This is a genomic window from Pseudomonas sp. Pseusp11 (assembly GCF_047304405.1).
In the GTDB taxonomy this organism is placed as follows: Bacteria; Pseudomonadota; Gammaproteobacteria; order Pseudomonadales; family Pseudomonadaceae; genus Aquipseudomonas.
Map to the genome: position 1 here is coordinate 15,921 of NZ_JBGLZF010000027.1, position 24,664 is coordinate 40,584.

Genomic DNA, 24,664 nt, shown 5'->3' on the forward strand with positions numbered 1-24,664 from the left:
GTGTTCCTTATTGTTGGCTTATTGACGGCTACGGAAAGTGGTCCACAGGCGGGTGCGCTGACGCATGTCCTTGAGGCTCATGCTGCGGTCGGCGTACAGCCGCTCACGCACCTCGGCCTGCGGGTAGATGTCGGGATCGCTGCGCACCGCCTCATCCACCAGTGGCGTCGCCGCCTGATTGGCCGTGGCGAAGAACAGCGTATTGGTCAGTGCGGCAACGGATTCGGGGCGCAACATGAACTCGATGAAGGCTCGAGCGGCTTCGGGGTGCGGCGCATCCTTGGGAATTGCCAGGTTGTCCTGCCATACCAGTGTGCCTTCACGTGGAATGCGGTAAGCCACCTCGAACGGTTTATTGGCCTTGCGCGCCTGATCGGCGGCCATGCTCGCGTCACCGTTGTAGGTCAGTGCCAGGCAAACGCTGCCATTGGCCAGATCATTGATCTGCCGCCCGGTGGCGACGTACAGCACCGACGGCTGTAGCTGACGCAACAGGGCGTCGGCGGCTGTCAGATCAGCCTTGTCGGTGCTGTAGGGATCTTTACCCAAATAATGCAACGCCAGGCCAATCACCTCTTGCGGCGAATCGAGAATCGCGATGCCGCAGTCTTTCAGTTTGCTGGCGTATTCGGGCTTGAACAGCAGGTCCAGGCTGTTGAGCGGTATGTTGGGCAAGCGTTGTTTTGCCGCTTCAACATTCATCCCTAGCCCGAGCGTGCCCCAGGTGTAAGGCACGCCATAGCGATTGCCGGGATCGACCGCCGCCAGTTTTTCCAGCATGTCCGGGTCGAGGTTGGCGTACCCCTTGAGGCCATCGTGCGGAATTTCCTTCAGCGCTCCCGCCGCCAGGCCGCGCGCCAGGACACTGGACGACGGCACCACCACGTCGTAACCGCTGCCGCCGGTGAGCAGTTTGGTTTCCAGCACTTCCGGCGTATCGAACGTGTCGTAGCGCACGTGGATGCCGGTTTCCTTTTCGAAGCGCTGCAAGGTCTCGGGCGCCACGTAATCGGCCCAACTGTAGAGATTGAGGACTTTTTCCTCAGCCTGGGCCGGCATGGCCATGGCGAGGAACAGCGCGGGTAAACACAGCTTGAAGAGCGGAGCCATGACGAACACCTGACCGGAGGAAGTGGTTGCAGGATGCGTCGTCGGTTACATTGGAAAAATACCAGGTTAGTTATCCTGACTTTATTGCGGAGTAATGTTTGATGCTTGGCCAACTGCATGATCTGGACCTGCACCTGCTGCGCCTGTTTGTCAGCGTGGTGGAATGCGGAGGCTTCAGCGCGGCCCAGGGTGAGCTGGGGCTGAGCCAGTCGAGCATCAGCCAGCAGATGGCCAAGCTCGAAACCCGGCTCGGTTATCGCCTGTGCAGTCGCGGCAAGGGCGGGTTCAAGATCACGCCCAAGGGCGAACAGTTGCTCGTTGCCACCCGCGCCTTGTTCGAATCAATCGAAGCGTTCCGCCATCAATCCAACGGCGTGGCCGGACGCTTGATTGGCGAAGTGCGCCTGGGCTTGTCCGAAGCGCTTGATCAGTCGGTGCTGCAACGGGTGGCCGAGGCGATCCGACGCTTTCGCGATCGGGACGAATCGGTGCGCATCGAGTTGATCAGCGCCATGCCCGGCGAAATGGAACGGCTGTTGCTGCAACAACGGCTGGACTTGGCGATCGGCTATTTCTCACAGGCGCAGCGTGCTTTTGACTACCGTGAACTGTTCACCGAAACCCAGCACCTGTACTGCGCCTCCGGGCATCCGCTGTTCACCGATGACGCACCTGACGATCAAGCGCTCCAGGCCTGCGACCGGGTCGATCACCCCTATCGTTTCCTGCGCAGCGATGAGCCGTTTCAGGGGAAGCTCTGTTCAGCGCGATCCGAACAGGTCGAAGGCACCCTTGCCTTTATTCTGTCCGGCAAGCACGTGGGTTACTTGCCCGATCACTTCGCCCGTAGCTGGGAAGACAAAGGGTTGCTCCGTGCCGTGCGCCAGGGCGATATGAGTTTCGAGGTGGCGTTCCACCTGGCGCGCCATCGCGCACAAGTGCCGGGGGATGCGCAAAAGGCCTTTGAAGAGGATCTGCTTGCGGCATTCGCGGCGCCCGTTTGATCTCCTGTGGCGAGGGAGCTTGCTCCCGTTCGGCTGCGCAGCAGTCGCAAACCCACTATATGCGGTTTGACTGGCCGATTTTGGGGCCGCTTCGCAGCCCAGCGGGAGCAAGCTCCCTCGCCACAGGTGTTGTGCATGCCCCCTGTACCGTTTAGCGTTGCCCTCGATGCCCACGGCTGGCATCCTGCGCTCCCTTTTCCGACCGGCCCGCCTTCTGGCACGCACCTGACCATGACCGCAGCTGAACAAACCGCTTCCCCACGCCACAACGATCTGATTTACGGCCTCGACGACCGCCCTCACCTGACTGCCACGGTCTTCGCCGCCCTGCAACACGTACTGGCGAGTTTCGTCGGCATCATCACTCCGACGCTGATCATGGGCAGCGCCCTGGGCCTGCAAAGTGAAGTGCCTTATCTGATCAGCATGGCGCTGTTCGTCTCGGGGCTGGGCACGTTTGTGCAGGCGCGGCGGTTCGGTCCGGTAGGCTCCGGCCTGTTGTGCCTGCAAGGCACCAGTTTCTCGTTCATTAGCGTGATTCTTAGCGCCGGGTTCATGGTCAAGGCGCGAGGCGGCGGCACCGATGAAATCCTGTCGACGATTTTCGGCGTGTGCTTTTTCGCCGCGTTCATCGAAGTGGTGTTGAGCCAGTTCATCGGCAAGCTGCGGATGCTGATCACCCCGGTGGTGACCGGCACCATCATCACCCTCATGGGCCTGTCGCTGATCAAGGTCGCCATGACCGACATCGCTGGCGGTTTCGGTGCGGCGGATCTCGGTGCGGCCAGCCACCTGGCGCTTGCCGCACTGGTGCTGGGGACTATCGTGGTGTTGAACCGGGTGGACGTGCCGTTCCTGCGCCTGGGAGCAATCGTCATCGGCCTCGCCCTCGGCTATGCGGTCGCGTGGTTCATGGGCCAGGTCGATTTCGCCAGCCTGCCCGCCGTGCCGCTGATGAGCGTGCCTGTGCCGTTCAAGTACGGTTTCTCCTTCGATTGGGTGGCGTTTGTGCCAGTGGCGGTGATTTTCCTGGTGTCGCCCCTCGAAGCCGCTGGTGACCTGACCGCCAACTCGATGATTTCCCGGCAGCCGGTCAAAGGCCCGGTGTATATCCGTCGGATCAAGTCCGGGCTGCTGGCCGACGGCCTCAATTCAGCCATGGCGGCGGTGTTCAACAGCATGCCGATGGTGACCTTCGCCCAGAACAACGGGGTGATTCAGCTCACTGGCGTGGCCAGCCGTTATGTGGCGTTTTTCATTGCCGGTCTGTTGGTGCTGCTGGGCTTGTTCCCGATGATCGGCGCCGTGCTGCAATTGATGCCGAAACCGGTGCTCGGCGGTGCCGAACTGGTGATGTTCGGCACCGTAGCGGTGGCCGGAATCAAGATCCTCGCCGAGGCAGGCCTGCATCGGCGCAACATGCTGATCGTGGCGATTTCCCTCGGCATGGGCCTGGGTGTCGCGGCGGTGCCTGAAGTCTTGCGCGAGCTGCCGAAGGCGCTGCACAACATCTTCGAATCGCCGATCACTGTCGGTGCGTTGTGCGCTATCGTGCTGAATATCTTCCTGCCCGAAGAGTTCATCGAGCTGGAAGAAGACGAGTTCGACCCGGAAGCCTCGGTGCTTCAGGTGATGCAGAACCCGGATGTTCCGGCCAAAGGTGAACCCACGTCGCCTGTGGTTGTCGCACAGTTGAACCGTCCGTAATGCTCAAAGGCCGAGCTTTGAGCGGTTCGGCCTTTTTCTTTACGAGAATATGTTCATGCGCAGATTGCTAGCCCTGTCCCTATCCCTTCTATTGCTCTCCCTGAGCGCCTGCGCCTTGTTCCCCAGTCGCGACCCGCTGCACATCAACGTGGTCGGTATCGAGCCGCTGCAAAGCCAGGAGCTGGAAGTGCGCTTCGCGGTAAAACTGCGCGTGCAGAACCCCAATGAAACCGCGATCGCCTACAACGGCGTGGCGCTGGATCTAGAGGTTAATGGCCGACCACTCGCCTCCGGCGTCAGCGACCAGTCGGGCTCGATCCCGCGATTCTCCGAAGCAGTCATAGTGGTGCCGGTGAGCGTTTCGGCCTTCTCGGTGCTGCGTCAGACCCTCGGGCTGAGTCAGACGCAGACACTGGACAATCTGCCTTACGTACTTCGCGGCAAACTGGCCGGTGGGGCGTTCGGCACCATGCGTTTTGTCGATAGCGGCAAGCTCAGCCTGCCGGGCTCGATCTCCGGCACCTGGTAACGCCCCGCTAGGTAACGGGGTCGATCACCTGCGTCACACTATGCTTCAGACCTTCTACGTGCCAGTTGGCCCACAGTCGGGTCTTGCCGTTGCCGCCTGCATCCGGCTCAATCGCCAGCCAGTTGCGAGCGGCGATCAGGTAACGCCCCCTGGCGCCGACGGGCAACATGGTTCCGGTGATGCCGTAGTCGATCTGTTCCTGGTTGCCACCGATGGACTCCAGAAAGTGCACCGCCAACACCGGCGGCGCAGGATGCACGACGCCGGTGGAAATTAATTGGTAGATTTTCCCTGCGCCATCGATGCCATGCCGGGGCAACTTCGATTCGATCACGCAGGCCCCGGCCACATGAACGTCGCCAGACACCAGTGTGACCTTGCATGATTGGGCATTGGCGAAATCCAGCAGCCGCATGATCAACCGCTTGCGTTCACTGCGGTGCGGCAGGCTTCGCCAGTGGTCGCGTAAATCGTCCTCGAGCTCCTGTTGCCCCACCATCACGTCCAGCGCCTTTTCGGCCGCCTGCAAATCAAGGTAACCCACCGGAATACTCGACATCAGCAACAGGTGCTTGTGCGCAGGGACCTTGTCCAGCCAGGCATAAATCGCATCCCAACTGACCGGGGAAATAACCCGGGTTTGTTGGGCCTGCGGGGTGGTCAAGTCCGGCGCACGTTCGCTGCGTAGATCGGGAACCAGCAAAGCCAGCTCGCCCAGGCCGGTGAACCCCAGGTGAAAGCCATCAGCAGTGCCGGGAATCGCGCAGGGATGGGTATCAGCGGACGGCTTGAGGTGAGGATGTGTCTGGATCAGTTGCTGCTGGAAAATCCTGAAATAGCGTTTGGCCGTGGCAAACAGCCCCTGGAACACCGGGCTTGAATGCAATATTTCATCGTAGGAACCCCAGCCATCGATGATGTCATGGTCATCCCACATCATCACCGTCGGAATGGCGCCAAACACCTTGGCCATCTCGGGCTGTTTCCAGCATTCCAGGTAGAGCCTGGTGAAAAACTTGTCCAGATCGGCTTCGATCACCTTGCTGTAAGCAGCCTTTTGACGGTCGGCGAAGGGTTTGGCGAACCATGCTTTCATCGACGGCACACTGCTGCGCATGTCGTCGCTGTAAACCTGATCGCCGCCCATCAACAGCAGATGGTAGGGCTCGCCCTGGTGAGCGCCCCACATGTGCTCCCAACGCTCGTTGTTCCGGTCTACCTTCTCCATTTCCTTAGGGTCGGAGAAACCGTTGCACGACACATACGCAATGCGCGGCGACTGGCCCTTGGCCGGAACGACGAAGTTGGCCTGCGCACCGTCTACGGTAACCGTGTAACTGGTGGCAACGGCCTGATCCTGCGCCGCTTTGAAATCGATGCGCCAGACGCGGGAATTAGGGTTGAGCAGCGGGATATCGGCGATGGCCAAGGGTGTGTCGGCAGTCACACCCTTGGGCACTTTTACCGTGGGTGGTGGCCCGCCCAAGGGTGAAACCACCAGGGCAGACACGTTGTAGACATTATTGTTGATGCCACGAAACTGCAGAATCGGGCCTAGTAACAAACTCATGGCGAGTCCATCCGTTGACAGGGGTGTGAACACCTGAAGACTAGACGAAGCGCACTCATCAGTCATGCCTACCCTTGTGGCGAGCGAGCTTGCTCGCGCTGGGCTGCGTAGCGGCCCCAAAAATCTGACAACCACTGCGAGTTTTTGTGAGTGCTACGCACTCAAGCGGGAGCAAGCTCCCTCGCCACAGGTTTCTCTGACTCGAGACACTCCTAAGTGAACTGCATTGGCCCTTCTACTGGGTTTATGTGTTTAACCGCACGCCCGGTTTGGCTCGTTCATCCACCGTCAACTCAAACACGTCCGGGCGCGCATAGTGCCCGACCACGTCGTAGTCATAACGGGCTCGGATCAGGTCATCGGTGTCGATTTCCGCAGTCAGCAATCCCGCCTCGTCGCGCAGTGGCCCGGCGAGGATGTCGCCCATCGGCCCAACAATTACGCTGCCGCCGGCAATCAGCGGGCGCTCCGCCGGCCAGTTGGCGATGTCCACGCCCAAGGCTTGCGGCGAGTCCTGAACCTGACAGGCGCTGACCACGAAGCAGCGTCCTTCATGGGCGATGTGGCGCATGCTGACCTGCCACATTTCCCGCTCGTCCACGGTCGGCGCGCACCAGACCTCCACGCCTTTGGCGTACATCGCGGTGCGCAGTAACGGCATCATGTTTTCCCAGCACACCACCGCGCCGATCCGCCCGACCTGGCTGTCGATCACCGGCAAGGTCGAGCCATCACCCTTGCCCCAGATCAGTCGCTCGGTGCCGGTGGGCATCAGTTTGCGGTGCTTGGCAACCAGCCCTGCCTGCGGGTCGAAATACAGCGCGGTGCAGTACAAGGTGCTGCCGGCGCGTTCGATCACACCGATCACGAGGTTGGCCCCGGTGCGGGCGGACAACCCGGCCAAGGCGTCGGTCTCGGTACCGGGCACGTCGATGGCATTGGCGAAATACCGGGCAAACGCTTCACGACCTTCCGGCAGTCGATAGCCGAGTTGCGTGCCGAAGCTCTCGCCTTTGGGGTAGCCACCGAGCAACGCCTCAGGCATGACCACCAACGCCGCGCCGGATTCGATAATGGCGGTTTCCCAGGAGAGGATTTGATCGAGGGTGTCGGCCTTGCCGCCGGGCAAGGCGCCGATTTGCAGGGCAGCAACAATTGACTTGGGCATTACGGTGGCTCCGTCAGTAATGAGGTGTTGCTCATTCTCCGGCGCCACAGGATCATGAATAAAGCCCGACTCACTGCTGAATGATATGAACCAAATGAATATCGCCACCGTCGATCTCAACTTGCTCAAAGTCTTCGAAGCGCTGCATGAGGAGTCCAGCGCCAGCCGTGCCGCGCTACGTCTTGGCGTGACGCAGTCGGCGGTCAGCGCGGCATTGCGCCGGCTGCGCGAGGTGTATGGCGATCAATTGTTCGTGCGCACTGGCCGAGGTCTTGCGCCGACGCTCAAGGCCAACCAGCTGAAACCGGTGGTCAGCGATGCACTGAACAAATGCCGCCAGAGCCTGGCGATGGTCGATCCAGCGGCCCATCATTACGACGGGCGCTCGGTCACGGTGGGCTTGTCGGATGATTTCGAAATCGCCTACGGGCGACGATTGATCGAAGACATCGCTCACCGTGCGCCGAAACTGCGGCTGATCTTTCGCCAGACCCACAGCCAGATCGTCGCCCGGGCCTTGATGGAACGCAGTATCGATCTGGCGATCACCGCAGGCGGGTTTGCCGAGCGGCTGCTCAGCCGTCAGGTGTTGGGTGAAGGGGGTTATCTGTGCCTGGTGGATCCCCTCAGCCTGGCCGAGGGGCAACAAATCCTCAGCCTTGATGAGTTCGTCGCCCGCGAGCACATTCTGGTGTCTTCGGGCGGTTTTATCGGGATTACCGATGAAGGCCTGGCGGCGCTGGGATTGAGTCGGCGGGTATGCGCGTCGACCACCCATTTTGCCGCGTTGCCGTATCTGCTCAAGGGCAGTCAGGCGGTGGCGACCATTCCGGCCCATGCGGCGCAAAGCATTGCGGCGCTCAGTGAACTGGCGTTGCTGCCCTGCCCTTTGGCGCTGCCGCGTTACCCAATCGAACTGGGCTGGCGCACCAGCACACAGCTCGATCCGGTGGTGTTGAAAGTGCGTGAAGCGATTGCCGCGATCTTTTCCGGGGCGTTTATTTAGCGGCCATCAAGCGATTGACTTCACTGCGCACCATGTTCGCGAATTCCGGCGGCGACATGCCGTCGAGTTCGGAGCGTACCCATTCCGCCCATTTGCCTTTGCGCTTGGCGCGCTCACCGAACAACCGAGCGGCTTCGCCCTTGGCTTTGCCCAGGTTGTTTTGCCAGAGTTCGAACAGACGGGATTTTTCATCTTCAAGCGCTGCGCGCTCGGCGAGGGGTTTGTCGGCCAGATTGAAGCTCATGGGGAATTACCTGCTGCGTAAAATAGGCGACATCTTACACTGTAGGAAGAAATGTCCTGCGCTGGATTTTTCTTCAGGGTTACGCCACCGCGCAAAACTGCTGCAACTTTTTCAATCGCCACAGACTCCATTGCTCACTGTCCATTCACTGTAAGGAGTACACCAAATGGCTCGCAAAACCGCCGATCAAGTCGCCGGAGATCAAATCAAGGATCAGGTCTTCAGCGAACTTCAGGCCCTGATCGAAGAGTCGGAAAAACTGCTGAAAAGCAGTGCCTCACTGGTCGGAGAAGAAGCGGACACCCTTCGCGGGCAAATCGCCCAGAAACTCCAGCAGGCCCGAAGCTCGTTATCCAGTGTTCGTGACCGGACCCAACCCGCGGTCGACGCCACCGAAACCTACATTGGCGGCCATCCATGGCAAACCGTGGCCATCTCTGCGGGTTTCGGCCTGGTGGTTGGTCTTTTGTTGGGTCGGCGGTGAGCCATTGACCTGTGGGAGCGGGCTCAGAGCCCAGCCAGTTCCCGCAGATTCGCCAGCGTCTGTGGATCGAGCGCAATGCCTTCAACATTGGCTTTGGCGCGTTGCAGGTGACGCCGATCACCCGGTAAACGCTTGAGCCCCACACCATGCATCTGCCGGACCAGTTCCTGACTGCGTTCGGCAAAATTCTGCCCCGCCGATTTGTTCGGATCGATCACGATCAGCAGTTGCCCGGTCCAGGGGGTTTTGGCCCCCGGATGGTTCGACCAGTCGAACTCGAAAGAAAAGTTGCCACCGGTCAACGCCGCCGCCAACAACTCCACCATCATCGACAGCGCCGAGCCCTTGTGCCCGCCAAACGGCAGCAACGCGCCGCCTTCGAGGATGGCTTTCGGGTCCTGAGTCGGCTGGCCGAGGCTGTCCACACCCATGCCCGCTGGCAAGCGTTCGCCTTTACGCGCGGCGATCTGCACGTCGCCATGGGCGATGGCACTGGTCGCCAAGTCGAAGACAATCGGCGCACCGTCGGCCCTGGGCGCGGCGAAGGCAATCGGGTTGGTCCCGAACAGCGGACGATCGGCACCGTGCGGCACCACGCAGGTCATGCTGTTGACCACGCTCAGCGCCACCAATCCTTCATCGGCAAACGGCTCCACGTCCGGCCACAAGGCGGCGAAGTGATGGGAATTGCGGATCGCCAACACCGCAATGCCGGCACTGCGGGCTTTTTCCACCAGCAAGGGCCGCGCCGCCGCGAGGGCCGGTTGGGCAAATCCATTGCCGGCGTCAACCCGGACAAAACCCGAGGCCACGTCCTCGACCACCGGCACGGCCTGGCCATTGACCCAGCCACTCTGCAACGTCGACACATAACCGGGAATACGGAAAACACCGTGACTGTGAGCCCCGTCACGCTCGGCGCTGGCGCAGTTGAGGGCCAGGGTTCTGGCGACATCGGCTGAGGTGCCATGGCGCAGGAAAATCTGTTCGAGCAATTGAACGAGCGCGTCGAAATCGAGGTTTTGTGTGTTCGAGTTGACGGCCATTTCAGGCGATGCGGTCATCTGAAGCTCCGGTTTTATTATTGGGTATGGGCAACAGGTCAAGCGAGGTTGCAGGGCAACCGAAAAAAGTCGTCGATTAAGCGCTGTTTTACCGGCGTCCTGTCAAGCCTGCGACAAAGGATAAGCTCAAGCAATATGTACCGCACCCGGGCTTTCCATTGGCCCTACTGTTTTCCCTCGAGCCAACGACCTGCGATCGCCATCGATCGCAGCCCATCGAGGAAAAATCATGACTGCTCCAGCACTGCCGTATTTTTTCGACGAGGCAGAACGTGCATCCAATGCCAAACAGCCCGGTGATCGCGAGAAAGCGCTGAATTTCACCCTTGATGACCTGAAATGGTTAAAGGGCGTTTACCTCCCGACCCAGGTAGCGCGCAAGACACACAACAAACCTATGCACGTCGACCGATTGCTTCTAAGCCAGACTGGCGCGGCCGACATTCCATTGGCCGGTGCCTTTGCCATAAGCCGGCCCAATGACGGCGAGGTAACGCTCTACACACCCTGGAAAGGTCTGATCAAATTCGCCGACATGGACGACGCGAAAAGCAAACTCAAGGAGTGGCTGGTGCAGGACACCGGAAAGCGAGAATTACTGCGCTACCTCTCAATCGAACAACGCACCGCTGTGCTGGCCGCCGCCACGCCAGACATCACCATACAAGCCATCGAAGGGGCGGTATTTCAGGATCAGGAGGCTATCCTCGAGCGCAATGGGGCACACAACATCCAGGCGATGATGGGCGAGCTGATAAAGACTCCGACCCTGCAGTCGATGCTCGATGAAACCCTCAAGATTGCCTTGGCCAGGTCCTTCCCTGGATTGGATCAGCGCCACACGCGAGTAGAGAGTTTTATCAGCACCGTTTCGGCCTTCGACAATACCGAATATAGCCATAAGACGTCCGCGCTACCGCTGGACGCCGCCCTTCTGCAGTATTACCTGACCAATCAATGGCCCGTTGGCGACTACCGGATCTTTTCCAACCCCCGACACGGCATGAGCAGCGACGCCGATAACCGGGCATGGGAAAGTGCGATCACGGAAATCGCGCAAAGTTTTACACCGCACCTGCAAAGCCTGCTCGAGACGTTCTGGAACATGCCCATGGATGGCGGACGATCACGCGCCGAGTTTTTAACCGAGTGCATGCGCGACACCTATCACGTGAATCTGTTGCTCAAATGCCAGCAAGGTGTTTTGTCCGTGCAGCAACACCTGCGCCTTATGAACATCAGCCTCATGCCCACCCCGGGCGCTTCTCTGCGTATCGAAAAAGTGCGTGTCACCGCCCCCTACAAGCACTATGCAGAACTGGCCTCGACCTTGATGATCGGCGGTGACGATACTCTCGGTTTTTTGTACACCCAATCCCGAGGCATCGAGGCCACGAGCGACCTGTCCGCCATCAAGAACATCGTGTTGCGCATGCTGAAAAGCGAAGGCCATGAAGACACGCTGCTCAACTTCATGTCGCTGGATGAGCGCAGCACGTTTCTTGACCTGAAACCCCACGATCCAGTGATTATCGGTGAACTGATTGTCGGTCCGGTGTTTGAACAACTGATGGCAGACGTGCTTGCCAAACAATTGCAAAACCTGAGCTACGCCTTGAGCCGGTACCGTGAAAGCGAAGGCACGCTCAACCTCCACGCCCTGCTCGACAAAGCACTGGATGTTCGAGGTCTGATCGACGATCGGCTGCTGGTCCCCGACGCCGCCGGGCGCTGGAGCACCCAAGCAGACCAGCGCTGGAGCGCGCAACCGGCCACCGTGCGCGCCGAGTCGGCCAAAGAACAGCTGAACCTGCTCTCCACGGTCGAACAGGCGCTCGAACAACGCCTTGAAAACCACCCCGCCATTCCCACCGCAACCCGCACGGTCGCTGAAGCACAACGTCTCGTCGGTTCATCGCTGGAAGGCTTGCAATCAAGCTTCACCCATACCCTGTCGACGGCGCTACGCAGCGAACTCAAACTGCGAACCGTCGCCCATACGTTAGGTGCAACGGAACAGGCGATCATCAAAACGGTGCTCGATACCCCGGTACGCCTGCAACGCACTGCACTTAACGGCTTTCTGCCCGACGTCTTTTCTCTGGCGCTTAAGGTGGGCAACTCCGCCGACTTGTTGAAACTGGCCAGTTGTTTTGTGCTGACTGAACGAGGCGGACTGGACCCGATACATTCGGGCAAGGCCATTGTATGGACCCCGGCGCTTGGCTTTGAAGCATTCCCGTCACTCAAACCCTTGCTGACCGAACTTGAAAGACGCCTGCAAGACGAAGATGAACGTAGCACGCTGTTGGAAAACCTCGAACGCGGCCAGCGATTGCCCAGGCAGATAGTGAGCCTGGCACCTCTGCAGCGGGTACACGGCAATTTCTTCGATCATGTACAAAGGCCCAATGTCCACCTCGACCTGACGTCCATCGAGGATGCACTGAAGACACCGCTTTCCGTTACGAACCTATCCAGACTGCTGAACCTGGTGGCACTGCGCGAACCGAAGACGGGGTTACAACGTGCAACGGACATCGCCAGGTCCCTGACAACCCAGCAATTGCTTCCGGCATGGCTGGCAAAGGCCTCTATCGCCGACCAGATGCTGCACGGCGAGCTGCTTCAGCAATATCTGAATAACGCCACCGATGACAAGGACTACCTGAGCGGCATTCGCACGTTGGCGCGCACGGCACACCATGAATTGCAGAAGCAACTCAAGGCAGACGCCTTCGACATTGACCCAGACAATGTCGAGATACACATCCGCCCACGTCCGACATCCGGGGCAGTGATACAAACCCTGACCGAGTTTGCGTTGACCCACATTAAGGATCTGGAACAAACCGCCTTCAAGCTGATGTCGCTTAATGCCACCGCCATTCCTGACGACATGGACCAGAGTTACATCAAAGACCTGATACGTAACCTGAAGCTGGGCGAGCATCAGCAAGCGATATTGAACACTGCGTTTGCCGATACACACGTCAGTGCGGCGGATCGCAGAAAGCGGTTCGCCACGCAATTGCCCTGGCAATTGATGCACTACGCCCATTCGGAAAAACTGCAGGAGCGCCTGAGCGAGACCGGGTTTGATCTGATCCGGCAAGTCATGGACATGCCCGACGCCATCGCCCGTGCCGCAGTCGACGGCGCAAAGGCGATCATCCGCCCACTTGAGTTCATCGGTATCAAGAGTGGGCAGACCATCAAAGTGCCAGGCCTCTATTTGATCGGTTCAACGTCGGACAACGCAGGGCCACAGGTGCTTATAGCGCCCTATAGTCCTCGGCATGGCGTGAAAGAATATGAAAATGAACGACAACTGGTGACCGAAATGAAGACCCGGGGCGCGCTGCATCACTGGGTACTCAAGAATCTGCCGCAACCTGATCGGATCCTGGTGGAAAACCGGATGGCGCACACCAGTCATCCCCTCAGCGAAGTCACTCTGGCGTCCAGTCCGATCAAGGGAAACCTGTTCAGGCACTTGTTCAACGACAATGCTGCGTTACTCGCTCGTTTACTGGGGTGTCAGTCGGACAACCATGCTCAGGGCGAATGGGCAACCATCAAGCATGTATTGGGTGAGGACTTGCATCAGGCTTTTACGTTTTGCATGGGTAAGCTCGCTTATCCGATCACGGTATGGCGCAGTTACCGGGACATCAAGCAGTCCGCCGAAGACCTGCAAACGCACAAGTGGGGCCCCGCGATAAAGGCTTTCATCAGCGGCATCGGGCAACTCGCCACCTTGCGACAATCGATGGAAAACCAGACGCCCTCATCCTTGTCCGCGAATGAGCCGACACCCGCAACACCCGACACCCGGTTCAAATGGAAAGACGTCGACATCACCGCTCCCGAACGCACTCACTTGCAGCGCTATGAGAGTCCCGATGTCGACTTGGGCTCGTTGACGCCGAGCCCGACGCTTGGGCTTTACACCCATCCGACGACAAAAAAACACTATGCCCCGGTTGAAGGCAAAGTGTATCCACTCGAAAAACGGGGCGCGCGTTGGTGCATCGGTGGCGACGATGCCCATGGTCCCGATCTTCGCCAGAACACCTCCAGACAATGGGTGCTGGATTTGAAAGCGCTGGCTCCGCGTTACAGCAGGCGCAACAGATTGGAGACCGCTCTTGCTGTAAGGGAAAGCATGAATGTCGAAGCCGATGGAATGGCAGAAATCCGCATGCTGTTTCCCGTCAGGGCTCGAGTGATCGACGAAAGTCTTGACCAGGCGACCACGTATGCCTGGAACGCTTTTCGCAACCTGCAACTACTCAGAACCTCGGGTAACAAGGACACTCCTGTACATCAGCTCATTATGGAGTTTCTCGATGTACCGACCGTGCTGCCCGAGCATATGACGATGCTCGAAAAAGTCGTCGGCGATATTTTTGGTGCTTTGCTGGATCCCACACTCAGGGATGCCAAGTCCAGGCGGTTTGTGGTCGGGAGAACCCATGAAGAAAGGGAAAGTACTTTCGCCTTCACGATTCCTACGGACCTCCAGCGGAAAGTCTACCTGGCAGAGAAATTCTTTCTCCCGCAGCTAGACCATTACCGCAATTATATGTCTGATGCATCCTTCCCCATCCGGCCTCATGCCCGCGCCTCCACCTTGATCCACGAACTGTCGCACATAGTGTGCGACACAGAAGACCTTGGTTATCTCGACGCCTCCAGACCTTTTGCCGACTTGATAGAAACGTCGAGCGCCCGGGCCAGGCAGCTCAAAAAAGCATTGACTGATGTTCAGCGGACCGCCTTATCGAGCAAGTCACCCTTGAATCAGCTGTTCAGGCTCGAGAATGCTGATTCCGGGCTATGGGAAGATTTTGGCAGTACCACTTACGAGAATACTGATCGGATGCTGGAACATGTTTTGAAATTAACGGGTGAACAGACTCTGGACGATGCCCGCAAGCGCTTCATGAGGGACTCGACGACCAGACTGGCTGTGCAACTCGGCAATGCTGATAGCGTGTCCTGGTTAATCGGTCAGTTAGGGCGCCAGTTGCACACCGGCACGCCTTGAACCATAAAAATAAGCGCCACTTTGATGGGGAAATGCCATGACGGTTGTTCTCGCAGGCTTCCCCTCAAGGTTAGAATGCAGGAAATCAGGATGAGTCAATGACCGACCACTCTCTCTCCCAAGCCCAATACGACGCCATCACCGATGCCGCTGCGCACTGGTGCATGCGTCTGCATGCCACCGACTGCACGGCCGAGGAACGCCTGGCGTTCGAGCGATGGCGTGATGCTCATCCGCTGCACGCCTTCGAGTACGAAGCCATGCTGGAGATCTGGGATGTTGCGGGGGATTTGCCTCGTCCTGAATCCGCCATACCGGCTGTTCGGCTCAAACCGGCAACGCCCTGGCGCACCTTCGGCATCGCCGCCACCGTCTGCGCCCTGGCGCTGCCCCTGGCGGCGTATACCGGATGGAACCTGGGGTGGCTGCCCAATGCCTACCAGCATTTCGAGGCGACCGATAATGTTCGTCAGGTCACGCTGGGCGACGGCAGCCAGGTGGAGCTGAACCTGGGCAGTGAACTGACGTTCAGCAATTACAAGGATCAACGACGTGTCACGCTGAAAAAAGGCGAAGCCTTCTTCAGCGTCAGCCACGATGCGCAGCATCCGTTCATTGTCAGGGCGGGCGACGGCAGGATTCGCGTCACCGGCACCCAATTCAACGTCTGGATGTATGAAGACCAGGTCCGCGTGAACTTGATCGAGGGTTCCGTGCTGGTGACCAGCAACGATGCCCTGCCCGGCGACGGTCTACGTCTGGAACCTGCGATGCAGGCGCGTTACAGACACGGTGACTTCACCCCGCAAGTCAGCCAGACCTATGCCAACGACCAGTCGCTGGCCTGGCGCAGCGGCAAACTGGTGCTTGATAACCTGGCGCTGACCGATGCCCTGCCCCTGATCAATCGTTATCTGAACAAACCGGTGATGCTCGCGGACCACAGCGCTGGTTCGATTCGCCTCGGCGGTATCTACAACATCAAAGAGCTCAACAGCCTGGTGGCTTCGTTGCCCAAGGTGCTACCGGTCTACCTGACCCGCAACCAGGACGGCAATCCGGTCCTCAACTCAATGCCGCAACAAGCCCCAAAAAGCTGAAGGCCGGGACCCTTGCGGGGTGCGGCCTTCACTTTTCATTTAAACGCTGTTGCTGTTACTGCGCGACGATCTTCCCCACCTTTTCATCCTGCTCGCGGATCGTCTGAGCCTGGTACTGCGGATCAGCCGTGATCTGCTGCTCAGTGAACGGCAACACACTCAACTGTTTCTTCGAAAAGGCCTGTGTCTGGTCCCGGGAATACTTCGACGCCGGGTCACTGGACAACGAGAATGCCAGCAAACCCTGGGCCTGCGGCCCTTTGTCATCGAACGTCACCACCTGCAAATAGCTGGTGCCACTGACAACTTCGCGCTTGCCGTCGGTTCTCGGCACACTTTGAATAGCGTTATACACACCCAGCGTGCCCGGCCCGCCGTGGATCGGCGTTTGCTGCCCGCCACTGCTGGCCACCTGGATATCTCCCCAGCGGCTGTCGGCCTTCAGGCCAAGGGTCTCGACCTTCTCTACCGAAGCCAGCATCGCCGCTCGAACCGCTTTGGCGACTTCCGGCCGTTCGGTTGCCAGGCCACTCGGGGTGTGTTGCGGGTCCTTCGGATCGAACGCCACACGCCAGAAGTCAGGGGTTTGCTGCAACGCCAGCATGACGTTCTGAAAATGCACAAAGCCCAGCCCACTGTCCAGATTCACTCGGTGATCCCAAGCCTTGAGACTCGCACACAAGGGCGTCAGCGTCGGCGCATCGGTGCCGAGGTCCGTGGCACAGAATTGCAGCAGGTCCGGCATCACCAGGGCCGCCTGATACACCTGATCGTCCATCACCATGCGTTGCAGATCCGCCGCAGCGACAGGGCCGGCCTTGTTCAAGCTGCCCAGACGCTCCAGTGCGAAGCGCGAACGCAGCCCCAATGGCTGGCTATCCTGACTGATCAACGGCGAGAAACCGGTGAGCGGTTGCGCCGGGTTGGCCATCCAGGCCGAATCGTTGGAGTGCTGCACAAAATCCTTACGCAGCAGTTGCGGCAATTTGTCTGCCGCATAAATACCTTTTTGCGCGGCGTGCGGGTCGATGTCCCAGGCACAAGCACTGTTGGAGCCGTCGAGCAGGATCATCTGTAACCCCGCTCGCGGATCGCTGCACTTGGCTAACTTCTCGGCACCGACGTTCGGAACCACCGACAGGTTCATGTAAAGCGTCTGCCCCTGATCGTCCACCGCCAGGGTGTTGACCCACGGGATCCCCTGAATCTTGTGCACCGAAGCCTGTAAATCCTTGAGACTGGTGGCACGGTTCATCGCGTACCACTGTTGCAAGACCCGGTCGTTATCCAGGTTGGCATCGCGCAGGCTGTAGGCAAACTGATTATTCCAGTCCAGTTTTCCGGGCCATTGCACAATCGGCCCGAACACCGAGCTATAGACCACATGGGAAATCTGCCGGGTCTGGCCATCGGGTTGCTTCACGCTGACCGCCAGCGTCTGCTTTTTCATCGGCAAAGACTTGCCATCGAGCAGGTAGCGGGTCGGCTCCTTCGGATCGAGTTGCAGGCGATACAAGGTGAAGTGCTTGGACGAATCCACGGTGTGGGTCCATGCCAGATGCTGATTGAACCCGATGTTAATCATCGGCAGACCGGGCAACGCGGCGCCCATCACGTCCAGTTTGCCGGGAATGGTCAGGTGCATCTGATAGAAACGCATCCCGCCCGCCCAAGGAAAATGCGGATTGGCCAGCAGCATTCCGCGACCGTTGAACGAACGCTCACTGCCAACCGCCACGGCGTTGCTGCCGCGATCCAGAGCGAAGCGTTGCATGCGCGAAGCCGCCAACTGGAACGAGTCCGGGTCGCCTGCCACATGAGCGACGGCGTTAGGCGGAGTCGCGCCGGCCAGCGCTTCGGCAAACTGCCCCACGCCGCCTTCGACCAACAATCGACGAGTCAACTTGACCAGGTCCTGGGCGGTAATTGCGCGCACCCATTCGCCCTGGCATTGCTGCGGTAAACCTTGCGCTCGACGCTCTGTCAGCGAACGGTTGTAACCCGCCACATAGCCTTCAATGAGCTCACGTACTTCAGGAGTTTGCGCCTGCCAGAAACCGGCGACAGCCTCGGGGGTGTTCAGCCAGTTGAAAAACAGATCGCTGGCCAGGTTGCCGCGCTCCTCGAGTGTCACCTGCTCCGGGCCAAAATACCGCGAACGCTCGCCATTGACGGTGACGATCTCATTGGCCAGCAAGCACAAGTTATCTTGAGCGTAGGCATAGCCAATGCCATAGCCGAGCCCGCGCTCGTTTTCGGCGCGGATATGCGGTACGCCGAAACTGGTTCGACGGATGTCGGCCGTCGCCTGCTCTGGCTGACTGCGCGCGTTTGCCGCAAGGCTCAGCCCCAGAAACACACCCGCCAGGCTCAACCTGGTTAACTGCCTGGAAATAATCACGCTCGCTCCTGATCGAAAAGACGTATGACACGCAATGCGCCTTCCAGAAAAACGAAGCAAACACCAAAAAAATTAGGTCTTTGAGGGCATCCCCAATGCCCTTCTCACAGAGCGCTGACGTCGCGGCGACAAATTTTCTACATGCAGGTCTTCATTATTTCCCGGCTCGTTCGTCTTATTGATCAAGAGCACCCATCACATTTTAATGATCAGGCTCTGGAAAGGAGTTTTTGCATGTACAACCCGCAACTGCCAACGGATGGTAGCCATGCATCAAAGGGCAGCGCCATGAGCTCCGGTGCTTGCGATCAACAGACCGAACGCCAGGGCAACGAACGGATCAGGTTTTTGCTCAAATGCTTTGGCCTGCGGACCAGCCTGATTCGCCTGAAAGTCATCGACGCCTTGCTAAGCGCCGCCGAAGGCGACCGCAGCCTGGGTGTGCGCGGTGTGCACAGTCATTTGCTGGACCTGGACATTCCCCTGTCCTTTCTCAGTGTCCGCGAAGTGTTGAAACGCTTGTGCAGTGAAGGCGTGATTACGCTCAATCCAGACAAAAGCTACAGCCTGCATCCACAGGCTGTCGCCGTCCTTCATGGTGAGCAATCAGGCCAGCAGGCGTCGCTCAAGGCTTGACCTTGCGACGCATCACGCCATTGATCACCACCACGATCACCGCTACGCCAATGGCGATGTACTGGAACAGCTTCTCGCTGATGAACCCTGCGTTTTGCAGCCAGGAAAGGCCGAACATGATCCCCAGTACCACCAGGGAAATCAGAATCGAGTATTTCAAACGTTGTGACTGGGTCATTACGGGTTCCTGAACCAAAAAAATGTATCCGGTTTGTATCCGATTGCATACCAAACCCCTACAGTTCTGCGCGAATGAGAGGCTGCAAACGGGGTCTCATGTTACAGCCGATGAAGAGTTTTGACTTCATTGCGGCGATAACCATGAGGATTTTTGAAATGCTCCGTCGAATCACACGGCTGATTCCACTGCTCGCCCTCCTGACCCTGAGTGGCTGCATCATTTTTCCTAATAACGGCTGGCATGGCGGCCACCATTACGACCGTGGCGGACCGGGCTACTATCAACATCGATGATCTAAAACAGCTGACATAAACGACGAATATTCAGCCAATCGTTCGTAAGAAAATAATCATTCTTTGGCCCACTGAATAAATGCCCGCTCTCTAGCGGGCATTTTTCGTACATGACTGTTCCAATCAGTCTGTCAGCCAAATCCACCTTTTTTTGCGTGCTCCCACACCTCGAAATATAGCGAAAACCATTGAAGCTTTAAGTCTCAATCGTGAGTTTGAGCTGTTCGGGATCAATGTCTACTCTCGGAACATCACAAATAAATCCGCCGTCCAACTTCGAGTAAAACAGGGATGCCATGCTCAAGCCGTTAATCAATATCAGCCCCCATCATTTGTTTGGCTTTTGCCTTGCAATCACTCTTTTCGAACTACTGACTTATATGGGCAGCGACATGATCATGCCGGCCATGTTGACCGTAACCGATCAACTGGGTGCCGGCCCGAGCCACGTTCCATATGCCTTCAATCTTTATTTGATTGGCGGCATTCTTCTGCAATGGCTTATAGGTCCGCTGTCTGATCACTACGGTCGCCGCCGGCTGTTGCTGCTCGGTTGTGCCGGGTTCGCCCTGGCCTGTGCCGCTGCGTTCTACGCGCAGAGCATTGTTGCCTTCAACGGCTTGCGTCTGATTCAGGGTATGGGGCTGGGATTTGTCATCGCAGTCAGTTACCCAGCCTTGCAAGAAGTATTCTGCGAAGCCGATGCGGTAAAAATCATGGCGTTGCTGGGGAACGTTGCCCTGCTCTCCCCACTGCTTGGCCCCCTGCTCGGCAGCCTGGTTCTGGAATGGATCTCCTGGCGAGAGCTGTTCTTGCTCTTGGGTATCGGCGGTGCGTTGGTCTGGCTGGGGCTTTACCTGTTCATGCCGGAAACCGTGGGCACTGTGCGCCAGGACGGTCAACAATTGGCCGCAGTGCCCTTTGAATGGAACGGCACTGTGCGCCGATATGCCGCGTTGCTCACCAACACACAATTCCTGAGCGCTAGCGTCGCCCTGGGACTAATGAGCCTGCCGTTGATTGCCTGGATCGGCTTGGCGCCAATCTTGCTGATCCAGAGCCAGGGACTTTCTCCTCCGCAGTATGGCCTGTGGCAAATCCCGGTATTTGCAGCCGTCATTCTCGGCAATCTGATACTCAACCGATTGATTGCCAACACTGAACTGCCCCAACTGATTCGATATGCGCTCTGGCCATTTTGCGGCGGGCTCATTGCATTGATCACCATAACGTTCACCGGTGCTTCAACGGTGCTGTTGGTCAGTTGCCTATCGCTTTACGCCATCGGTCTTGGCATGAGCAATGCGGCGCTGTACCGGCTCGCCCTGTTCTCCAGCGACGACAGCAAAGGCCTGGTCTCGGCCATGATCGGCATGATCTCCATCGCCGTCATGGGTAGCGGCGGCTCGATTATCGCCGCACTGGGTGCCGGTGACAGCCTTGAAGCTTTCGCCCTGATGGCCGGTCTCACGGGACTCTTGTGCCTGGCGCCCTTGCGACTGTTTCTGCGCAGCTCTCATATCACGCTTGCCGTCTGACACCACCCCACAGGTCTTTTGATGATCCATCTACCCCACACCGATGCGCTTTGCGCGTTAGCACAACCCTATTGCCTGGAATCCATGCCAGAAGGTCTGTTCGATCAGGCGATGGGTGAAATCAGCCTGTTTCATTGTCATCACACGCCCGGATACGAACGCTGGCTGAATGCCAATGGGCTCGATGTCAACACCCTGGAGACACTGGATGACTGGTCCAGGCTGCCGCCGATTTTCGCCAATTACTTCAAACGTCATTTGCTGCTCGGCCCCACAGGCGAAGATGCGCTGGAGCTGACATCCTCCGGCACCAGTGGCCAGAAGAGTCGCATGCGCTACGACCAGCGCAGCATGACTGCGGCACAAGGCATGGTGAGCCATATCTTCAGGCATTACGGCTGGGATACCCCGGACATCCCCTGCAATTACCTGCTCCTGAGCTATGAACCCGAAGCGGCCACCACGTTGGGTACGGCCTACACCGATCAGTTTCTTTGCAGCTATGCCCCCGTCAACCGAGTCGTTTACGGCTTGCGCCTGACCGGAAAAGGCCACGAATTCGACCTTTTCGGTGTGATTCGTGCCTTGCGGGAGTTTGCCGAGGAAGGATTGCCCGTTCGCATTATCGGTTTTCCGGCATTCCTTTCCCATGCACTGCAACACATGGAAGACACCGGCGTGGCCGACTTGCAGTTGCCTGCCCAGTCACTGGTGTTTCTGGGAGGTGGCTGGAAAACCCAGGCCGCGCAGGAGATTCCCCTGCATCAGTTATATGCCCGAATCAACCGGCAATTGGCTATCGACCTGTCCCGCTGTCGGGACGGTTACGGCGCCGTAGAGCATGCCGTGCCCTATATCCAGTGTGCCCACCATCATTTTCATGTACCGATTTACTCGAAGGTTTTCGTGCGCAACCCATCCGATTTCACCGTCCAGCCCTACGGCCAGCGCGGCTTGCTGGGATTCGTCTCCCCGTACATTTCGTCCAGCCCTGCTCATGCTGTGGTCATGGGCGATCTGGCGACATTGCACCCCGGCACAAGTTGCGGATGCGGCCTGAAGACCGATTGGTTCGAGCTGCATGGACGTGCCGGCACCACCGCCAGTCGCAGCTGTGCCATGGCCGCTTCAGAACTGATCGGGGGGGCTTGATATGTACCTGATCAATGGCCAGTTGCGCGACGACATCTCTGCCCAAAGCGCCCTCGACCTCCTTCAGCAACCGCTGCCCCGGCTGCTGGCTACGCCGATCGACAGCGATATCGTGATCGAGTCCGCCGCTCGCTTTGCGACGCAGTTGCAAACTCGTAGCCTGGATCTGTCCCTCGACGACGATCAATATCAAGGGCTGATCGATTTCTGCCAACACAGCAACTTGAGCACCAAGCTTGAGCGGGAACTGGGCCAGCTACCGCGTTCGCTACGACGCATCGACTACCGGCAGCCCTGCTTCGAAAGCTGGCACCCGTTGGGGCTGGTGGTGCATATCACCCCGGGCAATGCGCCGATGCTGGCGTTCTGCGCGATCCTCGAAAGCCTGCTGGCCGGCAACATCAATTGGCTTCGCCCCAGCTCCAGCGATCAGGGTTTGACCGCACAGTTGCTCGCCGCCCTTGTGCGGTGCGACACCAGCGGCAGACTGGCCGAATTCGTAGCGGTTCTGCCGGTGAAGACCTCGTGCATCGCTCAACTCTGCGCCAAGGCCGATGGAGTGTCCGCCTGGGGCGGGGAAACGGCGCTTAAATCGATCCGTCAGCAGATCCCGTCCGGCTGTCGCTGGATCGATTGGGGACACAAAATCAGCTTCGCCTATCTCTCACCTGACGCGGCGACCTCTTCGGCGCTCGATGCGTTGGTGGATGAAGTCTGTCGACTGGATCAGCAGGCGTGCTCCAGCCCTCAATGGGTGCTGGTGGACAGCAACGATCCGGCCGTCTTGCAGAACCTCGGAGATCGACTGGCCGAAGCCTTCATCCGTCGCGCCCCACACTGGCCAGCGTTAACGCCGACAGATCAGGAAGCATCGGAAATCACCACCCGCACCGCCATGGCGCGGCTCGACCAGTGCTTTGCCAATCAGACCGGCCAAGTGTGGACTGGCCTCGGATGGCGTGTCATCTGGGAGCACCATCAGACCCTCGCGCCGTCACCACTGTTTCGTACGATTCTGCTCAAACCGGTTCCGCAGCATCTGCTCGCCGAGACACTGCAGCCCTGGCGCAACTTCCTGCAAAGCTGCGCGTTGATGTGCCACCCGGCAAAAACGCCTGAGATCGTTCGAACATTAGTCAATGCCGGCGTCAGCCGCATTGCGCCTTGCGAGTCGATCCATGACGGCTACACCGGTGAGCCCCACGATGGCCTCTACGCGCTGTCGCGTCTGAGTCGCCGCCTCTCGGTGAGTTTGCCCCCGCATGTGTCGACGGGCCGTGCGACGCTCGACCCGGTTCCGCCCGCCCCTGACACATCTAATGACCCGATCATGGACAAATGCACTTTTATGGCCCAGCCAATCGGGTCCGCAGCACAGCTGTACTTCCGTTCCGGCGGAAGCAGCGGGACGCCGGCGTTGGCTGGATTCAGCTATCCAGACTTTCAACGACAAATGCGCGCCGCAGCCGATGGCATGTTCTGCGTCGGCCTCGATCCGTCTCTGGACCGGGTGATGAACCTGTTCTACGGCGGCAACCTTTATGGTGGTTTTTTCAGTTTTTCCAACATTCTTGAACAGATGGGTGTTGTGCATTTGCCCATGGGGGCTCCCCAGGACGATGACTTCAGCGAAATCGCCCGACTGATCGTGGAGCAGCGTGTCACCGTGCTGATCGGCATGCCCAGTACGCTGCATCGCCTGTTTCTCAAAGAGCAGGCCCGACTTCGCGCTTATGCCGGTATCGGAAAAGTATTCCTTGGCGGCGAACATCCGGGAGAAGCCAGTCGGCGCCTGATGGAAAGTTGTGGGGTGTCGACGATTCGCTCCGCCCTGTATGGCTCCGTCGATGCCGGCCCCCTGGGGCATGCCTGCCGGGCAACGGCGGACGGCGTATTCCATTTGATGAGCGAAACCCAGCACCTGGAAATCGTTCATCTCGAACAGGATGTTCCAGTGCAGGCTGATGAGATCGGCCGTCTGTTGTTTACGTCTCGCGCCCGACAAGGTCAGCGCGTGCACCGATATGACATCGGCGACACCGGCCGCTGGATACCCGGGATTTGCCCTTGCGGACTGGAGTCGCCGCGATTCGAACTGCTGAGTCGACACGGCAAGCTGGTGCGGATTGGCACGGAATTCATTTCGCCTGCGGCGCTGGAACTCAGTGTGGGATCCCCCATTCAAGTGGTCCTGGACCACAACGCCGACGGGATCGAACGAATGCACGTTCGCGCGGATGCAGACGCCGCGTGGGTACACGAAAAACTGCTGACCCACGAAGCCTTGGCGAATGCGGTGCGCGCTGAACTTTTAATTGTGGAGGTGACGACATGCGCTGAACAAGCATTCACCCGAAACAAACACAGCGGCAAAACACCGTTAATTATCGATCAACGAAAATAAAAAAGTCGACGCAAGACGCT

General features: G+C 58.6%; 19 protein-coding genes. 12 read left to right on the top strand and 7 right to left on the bottom strand.

All coding sequences use genetic code 11. The features are described from left to right. Positions 1 to 18 precede the first annotated feature (18 nt). Positions 19 to 1,110: a polyamine ABC transporter substrate-binding protein gene (locus ACCC96_RS20900; protein WP_258668554.1), complete on the bottom strand. Its 1,092-nt coding sequence runs from the start codon at positions 1,108 to 1,110 to the stop codon at positions 19 to 21. A 101-nt stretch (positions 1,111 to 1,211) separates the two neighbouring features. Here ACCC96_RS20900 and ACCC96_RS20905 point away from each other — a divergent pair, with 101 nt between their 5' ends. From ACCC96_RS20905 to ACCC96_RS20915, 3 genes are all read left to right on the top strand, one after another. After that, positions 1,212 to 2,114, top strand: coding sequence for a LysR family transcriptional regulator (locus ACCC96_RS20905; RefSeq protein ID WP_258668555.1), 903 nt, complete (start codon positions 1,212 to 1,214; stop codon positions 2,112 to 2,114). Positions 2,115 to 2,345: 231 nt separating this feature from the next. Then, positions 2,346 to 3,821 (top strand): nucleobase:cation symporter-2 family protein, encoded by a 1,476-nt coding sequence (locus tag ACCC96_RS20910; protein ID WP_258674185.1) that lies wholly within the window; start codon positions 2,346 to 2,348, stop codon positions 3,819 to 3,821. Between the two features lie 55 nt (positions 3,822 to 3,876). Then, on the top strand, positions 3,877 to 4,350 hold the full coding sequence (locus ACCC96_RS20915) for an LEA type 2 family protein (protein ID WP_413696780.1): 474 nt from the start codon (positions 3,877 to 3,879) through the stop codon (positions 4,348 to 4,350). 7 nt (positions 4,351 to 4,357) lie between these two features. Here the strand turns inward: ACCC96_RS20915 and ACCC96_RS20920 are convergent, their stop codons facing one another. After that, the gene (locus tag ACCC96_RS20920; RefSeq protein WP_413696781.1) at positions 4,358 to 5,920 is read right to left on the bottom strand and encodes an alkaline phosphatase D family protein; all 1,563 of its coding nucleotides are present in this window, start codon (positions 5,918 to 5,920) and stop codon (positions 4,358 to 4,360) included. A gap of 244 nt (positions 5,921 to 6,164) precedes the next feature. Further along, positions 6,165 to 7,088 carry a carbon-nitrogen hydrolase family protein gene (locus ACCC96_RS20925; RefSeq protein ID WP_413696782.1) on the bottom strand — a complete coding sequence of 308 codons (924 nt, stop codon included), beginning with the start codon at positions 7,086 to 7,088 and terminating at the stop codon, positions 6,165 to 6,167. Positions 7,089 to 7,173: 85 nt separating this feature from the next. On the opposite strand from ACCC96_RS20925, the gene ACCC96_RS20930 reads away from it, so the two are divergent. Beyond that, on the top strand, positions 7,174 to 8,094 hold the full coding sequence (locus ACCC96_RS20930) for a LysR substrate-binding domain-containing protein (protein ID WP_413696783.1): 921 nt from the start codon (positions 7,174 to 7,176) through the stop codon (positions 8,092 to 8,094). On the opposite strand, the gene ACCC96_RS20935 is transcribed toward ACCC96_RS20930, so the two are convergent. Beyond that, positions 8,087 to 8,338: a hypothetical protein gene (locus ACCC96_RS20935; protein ID WP_007937833.1), complete on the bottom strand. Its 252-nt coding sequence runs from the start codon at positions 8,336 to 8,338 to the stop codon at positions 8,087 to 8,089. The two genes, ACCC96_RS20930 and ACCC96_RS20935, sit on opposite strands and share 8 nt — an antisense overlap. Before the next feature lie 166 nt (positions 8,339 to 8,504). Here ACCC96_RS20935 and ACCC96_RS20940 point away from each other — a divergent pair, with 166 nt between their 5' ends. Next, positions 8,505 to 8,822: a DUF883 family protein gene (locus ACCC96_RS20940; protein ID WP_413696784.1), complete on the top strand. Its 318-nt coding sequence runs from the start codon at positions 8,505 to 8,507 to the stop codon at positions 8,820 to 8,822. 23 nt (positions 8,823 to 8,845) lie between these two features. On the opposite strand, the gene ACCC96_RS20945 is transcribed toward ACCC96_RS20940, so the two are convergent. After that, positions 8,846 to 9,886 (bottom strand): Ldh family oxidoreductase, encoded by a 1,041-nt coding sequence (locus tag ACCC96_RS20945; RefSeq protein WP_413696785.1) that lies wholly within the window; start codon positions 9,884 to 9,886, stop codon positions 8,846 to 8,848. Positions 9,887 to 10,115: 229 nt separating this feature from the next. Here ACCC96_RS20945 and ACCC96_RS20950 point away from each other — a divergent pair, with 229 nt between their 5' ends. Both ACCC96_RS20950 and ACCC96_RS20955 read left to right on the top strand, forming a co-directional pair. Beyond that, positions 10,116 to 14,939, top strand: a complete 4,824-nt coding sequence (locus ACCC96_RS20950) for a dermonecrotic toxin domain-containing protein (protein ID WP_413696786.1) — start codon at positions 10,116 to 10,118, stop codon at positions 14,937 to 14,939. Between the two features lie 98 nt (positions 14,940 to 15,037). Then, positions 15,038 to 16,039 (top strand): FecR family protein, encoded by a 1,002-nt coding sequence (locus ACCC96_RS20955; RefSeq protein ID WP_413696787.1) that lies wholly within the window; start codon positions 15,038 to 15,040, stop codon positions 16,037 to 16,039. 55 nt (positions 16,040 to 16,094) lie between these two features. Here the strand turns inward: ACCC96_RS20955 and ACCC96_RS20960 are convergent, their stop codons facing one another. Beyond that, entirely contained in the window at positions 16,095 to 18,440 is a 2,346-nt protein-coding gene (locus ACCC96_RS20960; protein WP_413696788.1) for an acylase, read from the bottom strand. A 234-nt stretch (positions 18,441 to 18,674) separates the two neighbouring features. Between ACCC96_RS20960 and ACCC96_RS20965 the strand changes: the two genes are divergently transcribed. After that, positions 18,675 to 19,076 carry a hypothetical protein gene (locus tag ACCC96_RS20965; RefSeq protein ID WP_019649983.1) on the top strand — a complete coding sequence of 134 codons (402 nt, stop codon included), beginning with the start codon at positions 18,675 to 18,677 and terminating at the stop codon, positions 19,074 to 19,076. Here the strand turns inward: ACCC96_RS20965 and ACCC96_RS20970 are convergent. Then, a complete protein-coding gene (locus ACCC96_RS20970) occupies positions 19,066 to 19,254 on the bottom strand; it encodes a hypothetical protein (RefSeq protein WP_007937845.1) in 189 nt (62 codons plus the stop codon). The genes ACCC96_RS20965 and ACCC96_RS20970 overlap by 11 nt on opposite strands. Before the next feature lie 158 nt (positions 19,255 to 19,412). On the opposite strand from ACCC96_RS20970, the gene ACCC96_RS20975 reads away from it, so the two are divergent. From ACCC96_RS20975 to ACCC96_RS20990, 4 genes are all read left to right on the top strand, one after another. Then, positions 19,413 to 19,550: a hypothetical protein gene (locus ACCC96_RS20975; RefSeq protein ID WP_177324953.1), complete on the top strand. Its 138-nt coding sequence runs from the start codon at positions 19,413 to 19,415 to the stop codon at positions 19,548 to 19,550. Between the two features lie 296 nt (positions 19,551 to 19,846). Continuing rightward, positions 19,847 to 21,088 carry an MFS transporter gene (locus ACCC96_RS20980; protein ID WP_413696789.1) on the top strand — a complete coding sequence of 414 codons (1,242 nt, stop codon included), beginning with the start codon at positions 19,847 to 19,849 and terminating at the stop codon, positions 21,086 to 21,088. A gap of 21 nt (positions 21,089 to 21,109) precedes the next feature. Next, complete coding sequence (locus ACCC96_RS20985) at positions 21,110 to 22,240, top strand: acyl-protein synthase (protein WP_413696790.1); 1,131 nt, start codon at positions 21,110 to 21,112, stop codon at positions 22,238 to 22,240. 1 nt (position 22,241) lies between these two features. Next, positions 22,242 to 24,644, top strand: a complete 2,403-nt coding sequence (locus ACCC96_RS20990) for an aldehyde dehydrogenase family protein (protein ID WP_413696791.1) — start codon at positions 22,242 to 22,244, stop codon at positions 24,642 to 24,644. Positions 24,645 to 24,664: the final 20 nt, after the last annotated feature.

Excerpts from the sequence above, each read along its gene's own strand:
- ACCC96_RS20905 (WP_258668555.1), top strand. The coding sequence starts at position 1,212 with ATGCTTGGCCAACTGCATGATCTGGACCTGCACCTGCTGCGCCTGTTT.
- ACCC96_RS20975 (WP_177324953.1), top strand. The coding sequence starts at position 19,413 with ATGCTCCGTCGAATCACACGGCTGATTCCACTGCTCGCCCTCCTGACC.
- ACCC96_RS20990 (WP_413696791.1), top strand. The coding sequence starts at position 22,242 with ATGTACCTGATCAATGGCCAGTTGCGCGACGACATCTCTGCCCAAAGC.
- ACCC96_RS20945 (WP_413696785.1), bottom strand. The coding sequence starts at position 9,886 with ATGACCGCATCGCCTGAAATGGCCGTCAACTCGAACACACAAAACCTC.
- ACCC96_RS20955 (WP_413696787.1), top strand. The coding sequence starts at position 15,038 with ATGACCGACCACTCTCTCTCCCAAGCCCAATACGACGCCATCACCGAT.
- ACCC96_RS20900 (WP_258668554.1), bottom strand. The coding sequence starts at position 1,110 with ATGGCTCCGCTCTTCAAGCTGTGTTTACCCGCGCTGTTCCTCGCCATG.
- ACCC96_RS20935 (WP_007937833.1), bottom strand. The coding sequence starts at position 8,338 with ATGAGCTTCAATCTGGCCGACAAACCCCTCGCCGAGCGCGCAGCGCTT.
- ACCC96_RS20980 (WP_413696789.1), top strand. The coding sequence starts at position 19,847 with ATGCTCAAGCCGTTAATCAATATCAGCCCCCATCATTTGTTTGGCTTT.
- ACCC96_RS20915 (WP_413696780.1), top strand. The coding sequence starts at position 3,877 with ATGCGCAGATTGCTAGCCCTGTCCCTATCCCTTCTATTGCTCTCCCTG.
- ACCC96_RS20910 (WP_258674185.1), top strand. The coding sequence starts at position 2,346 with ATGACCGCAGCTGAACAAACCGCTTCCCCACGCCACAACGATCTGATT.
- ACCC96_RS20970 (WP_007937845.1), bottom strand. The coding sequence starts at position 19,254 with ATGACCCAGTCACAACGTTTGAAATACTCGATTCTGATTTCCCTGGTG.
- ACCC96_RS20925 (WP_413696782.1), bottom strand. The coding sequence starts at position 7,088 with ATGCCCAAGTCAATTGTTGCTGCCCTGCAAATCGGCGCCTTGCCCGGC.
- ACCC96_RS20985 (WP_413696790.1), top strand. The coding sequence starts at position 21,110 with ATGATCCATCTACCCCACACCGATGCGCTTTGCGCGTTAGCACAACCC.
- ACCC96_RS20950 (WP_413696786.1), top strand. The coding sequence starts at position 10,116 with ATGACTGCTCCAGCACTGCCGTATTTTTTCGACGAGGCAGAACGTGCA.
- ACCC96_RS20965 (WP_019649983.1), top strand. The coding sequence starts at position 18,675 with ATGTACAACCCGCAACTGCCAACGGATGGTAGCCATGCATCAAAGGGC.
- ACCC96_RS20920 (WP_413696781.1), bottom strand. The coding sequence starts at position 5,920 with ATGAGTTTGTTACTAGGCCCGATTCTGCAGTTTCGTGGCATCAACAAT.
- ACCC96_RS20940 (WP_413696784.1), top strand. The coding sequence starts at position 8,505 with ATGGCTCGCAAAACCGCCGATCAAGTCGCCGGAGATCAAATCAAGGAT.
- ACCC96_RS20930 (WP_413696783.1), top strand. The coding sequence starts at position 7,174 with ATGAACCAAATGAATATCGCCACCGTCGATCTCAACTTGCTCAAAGTC.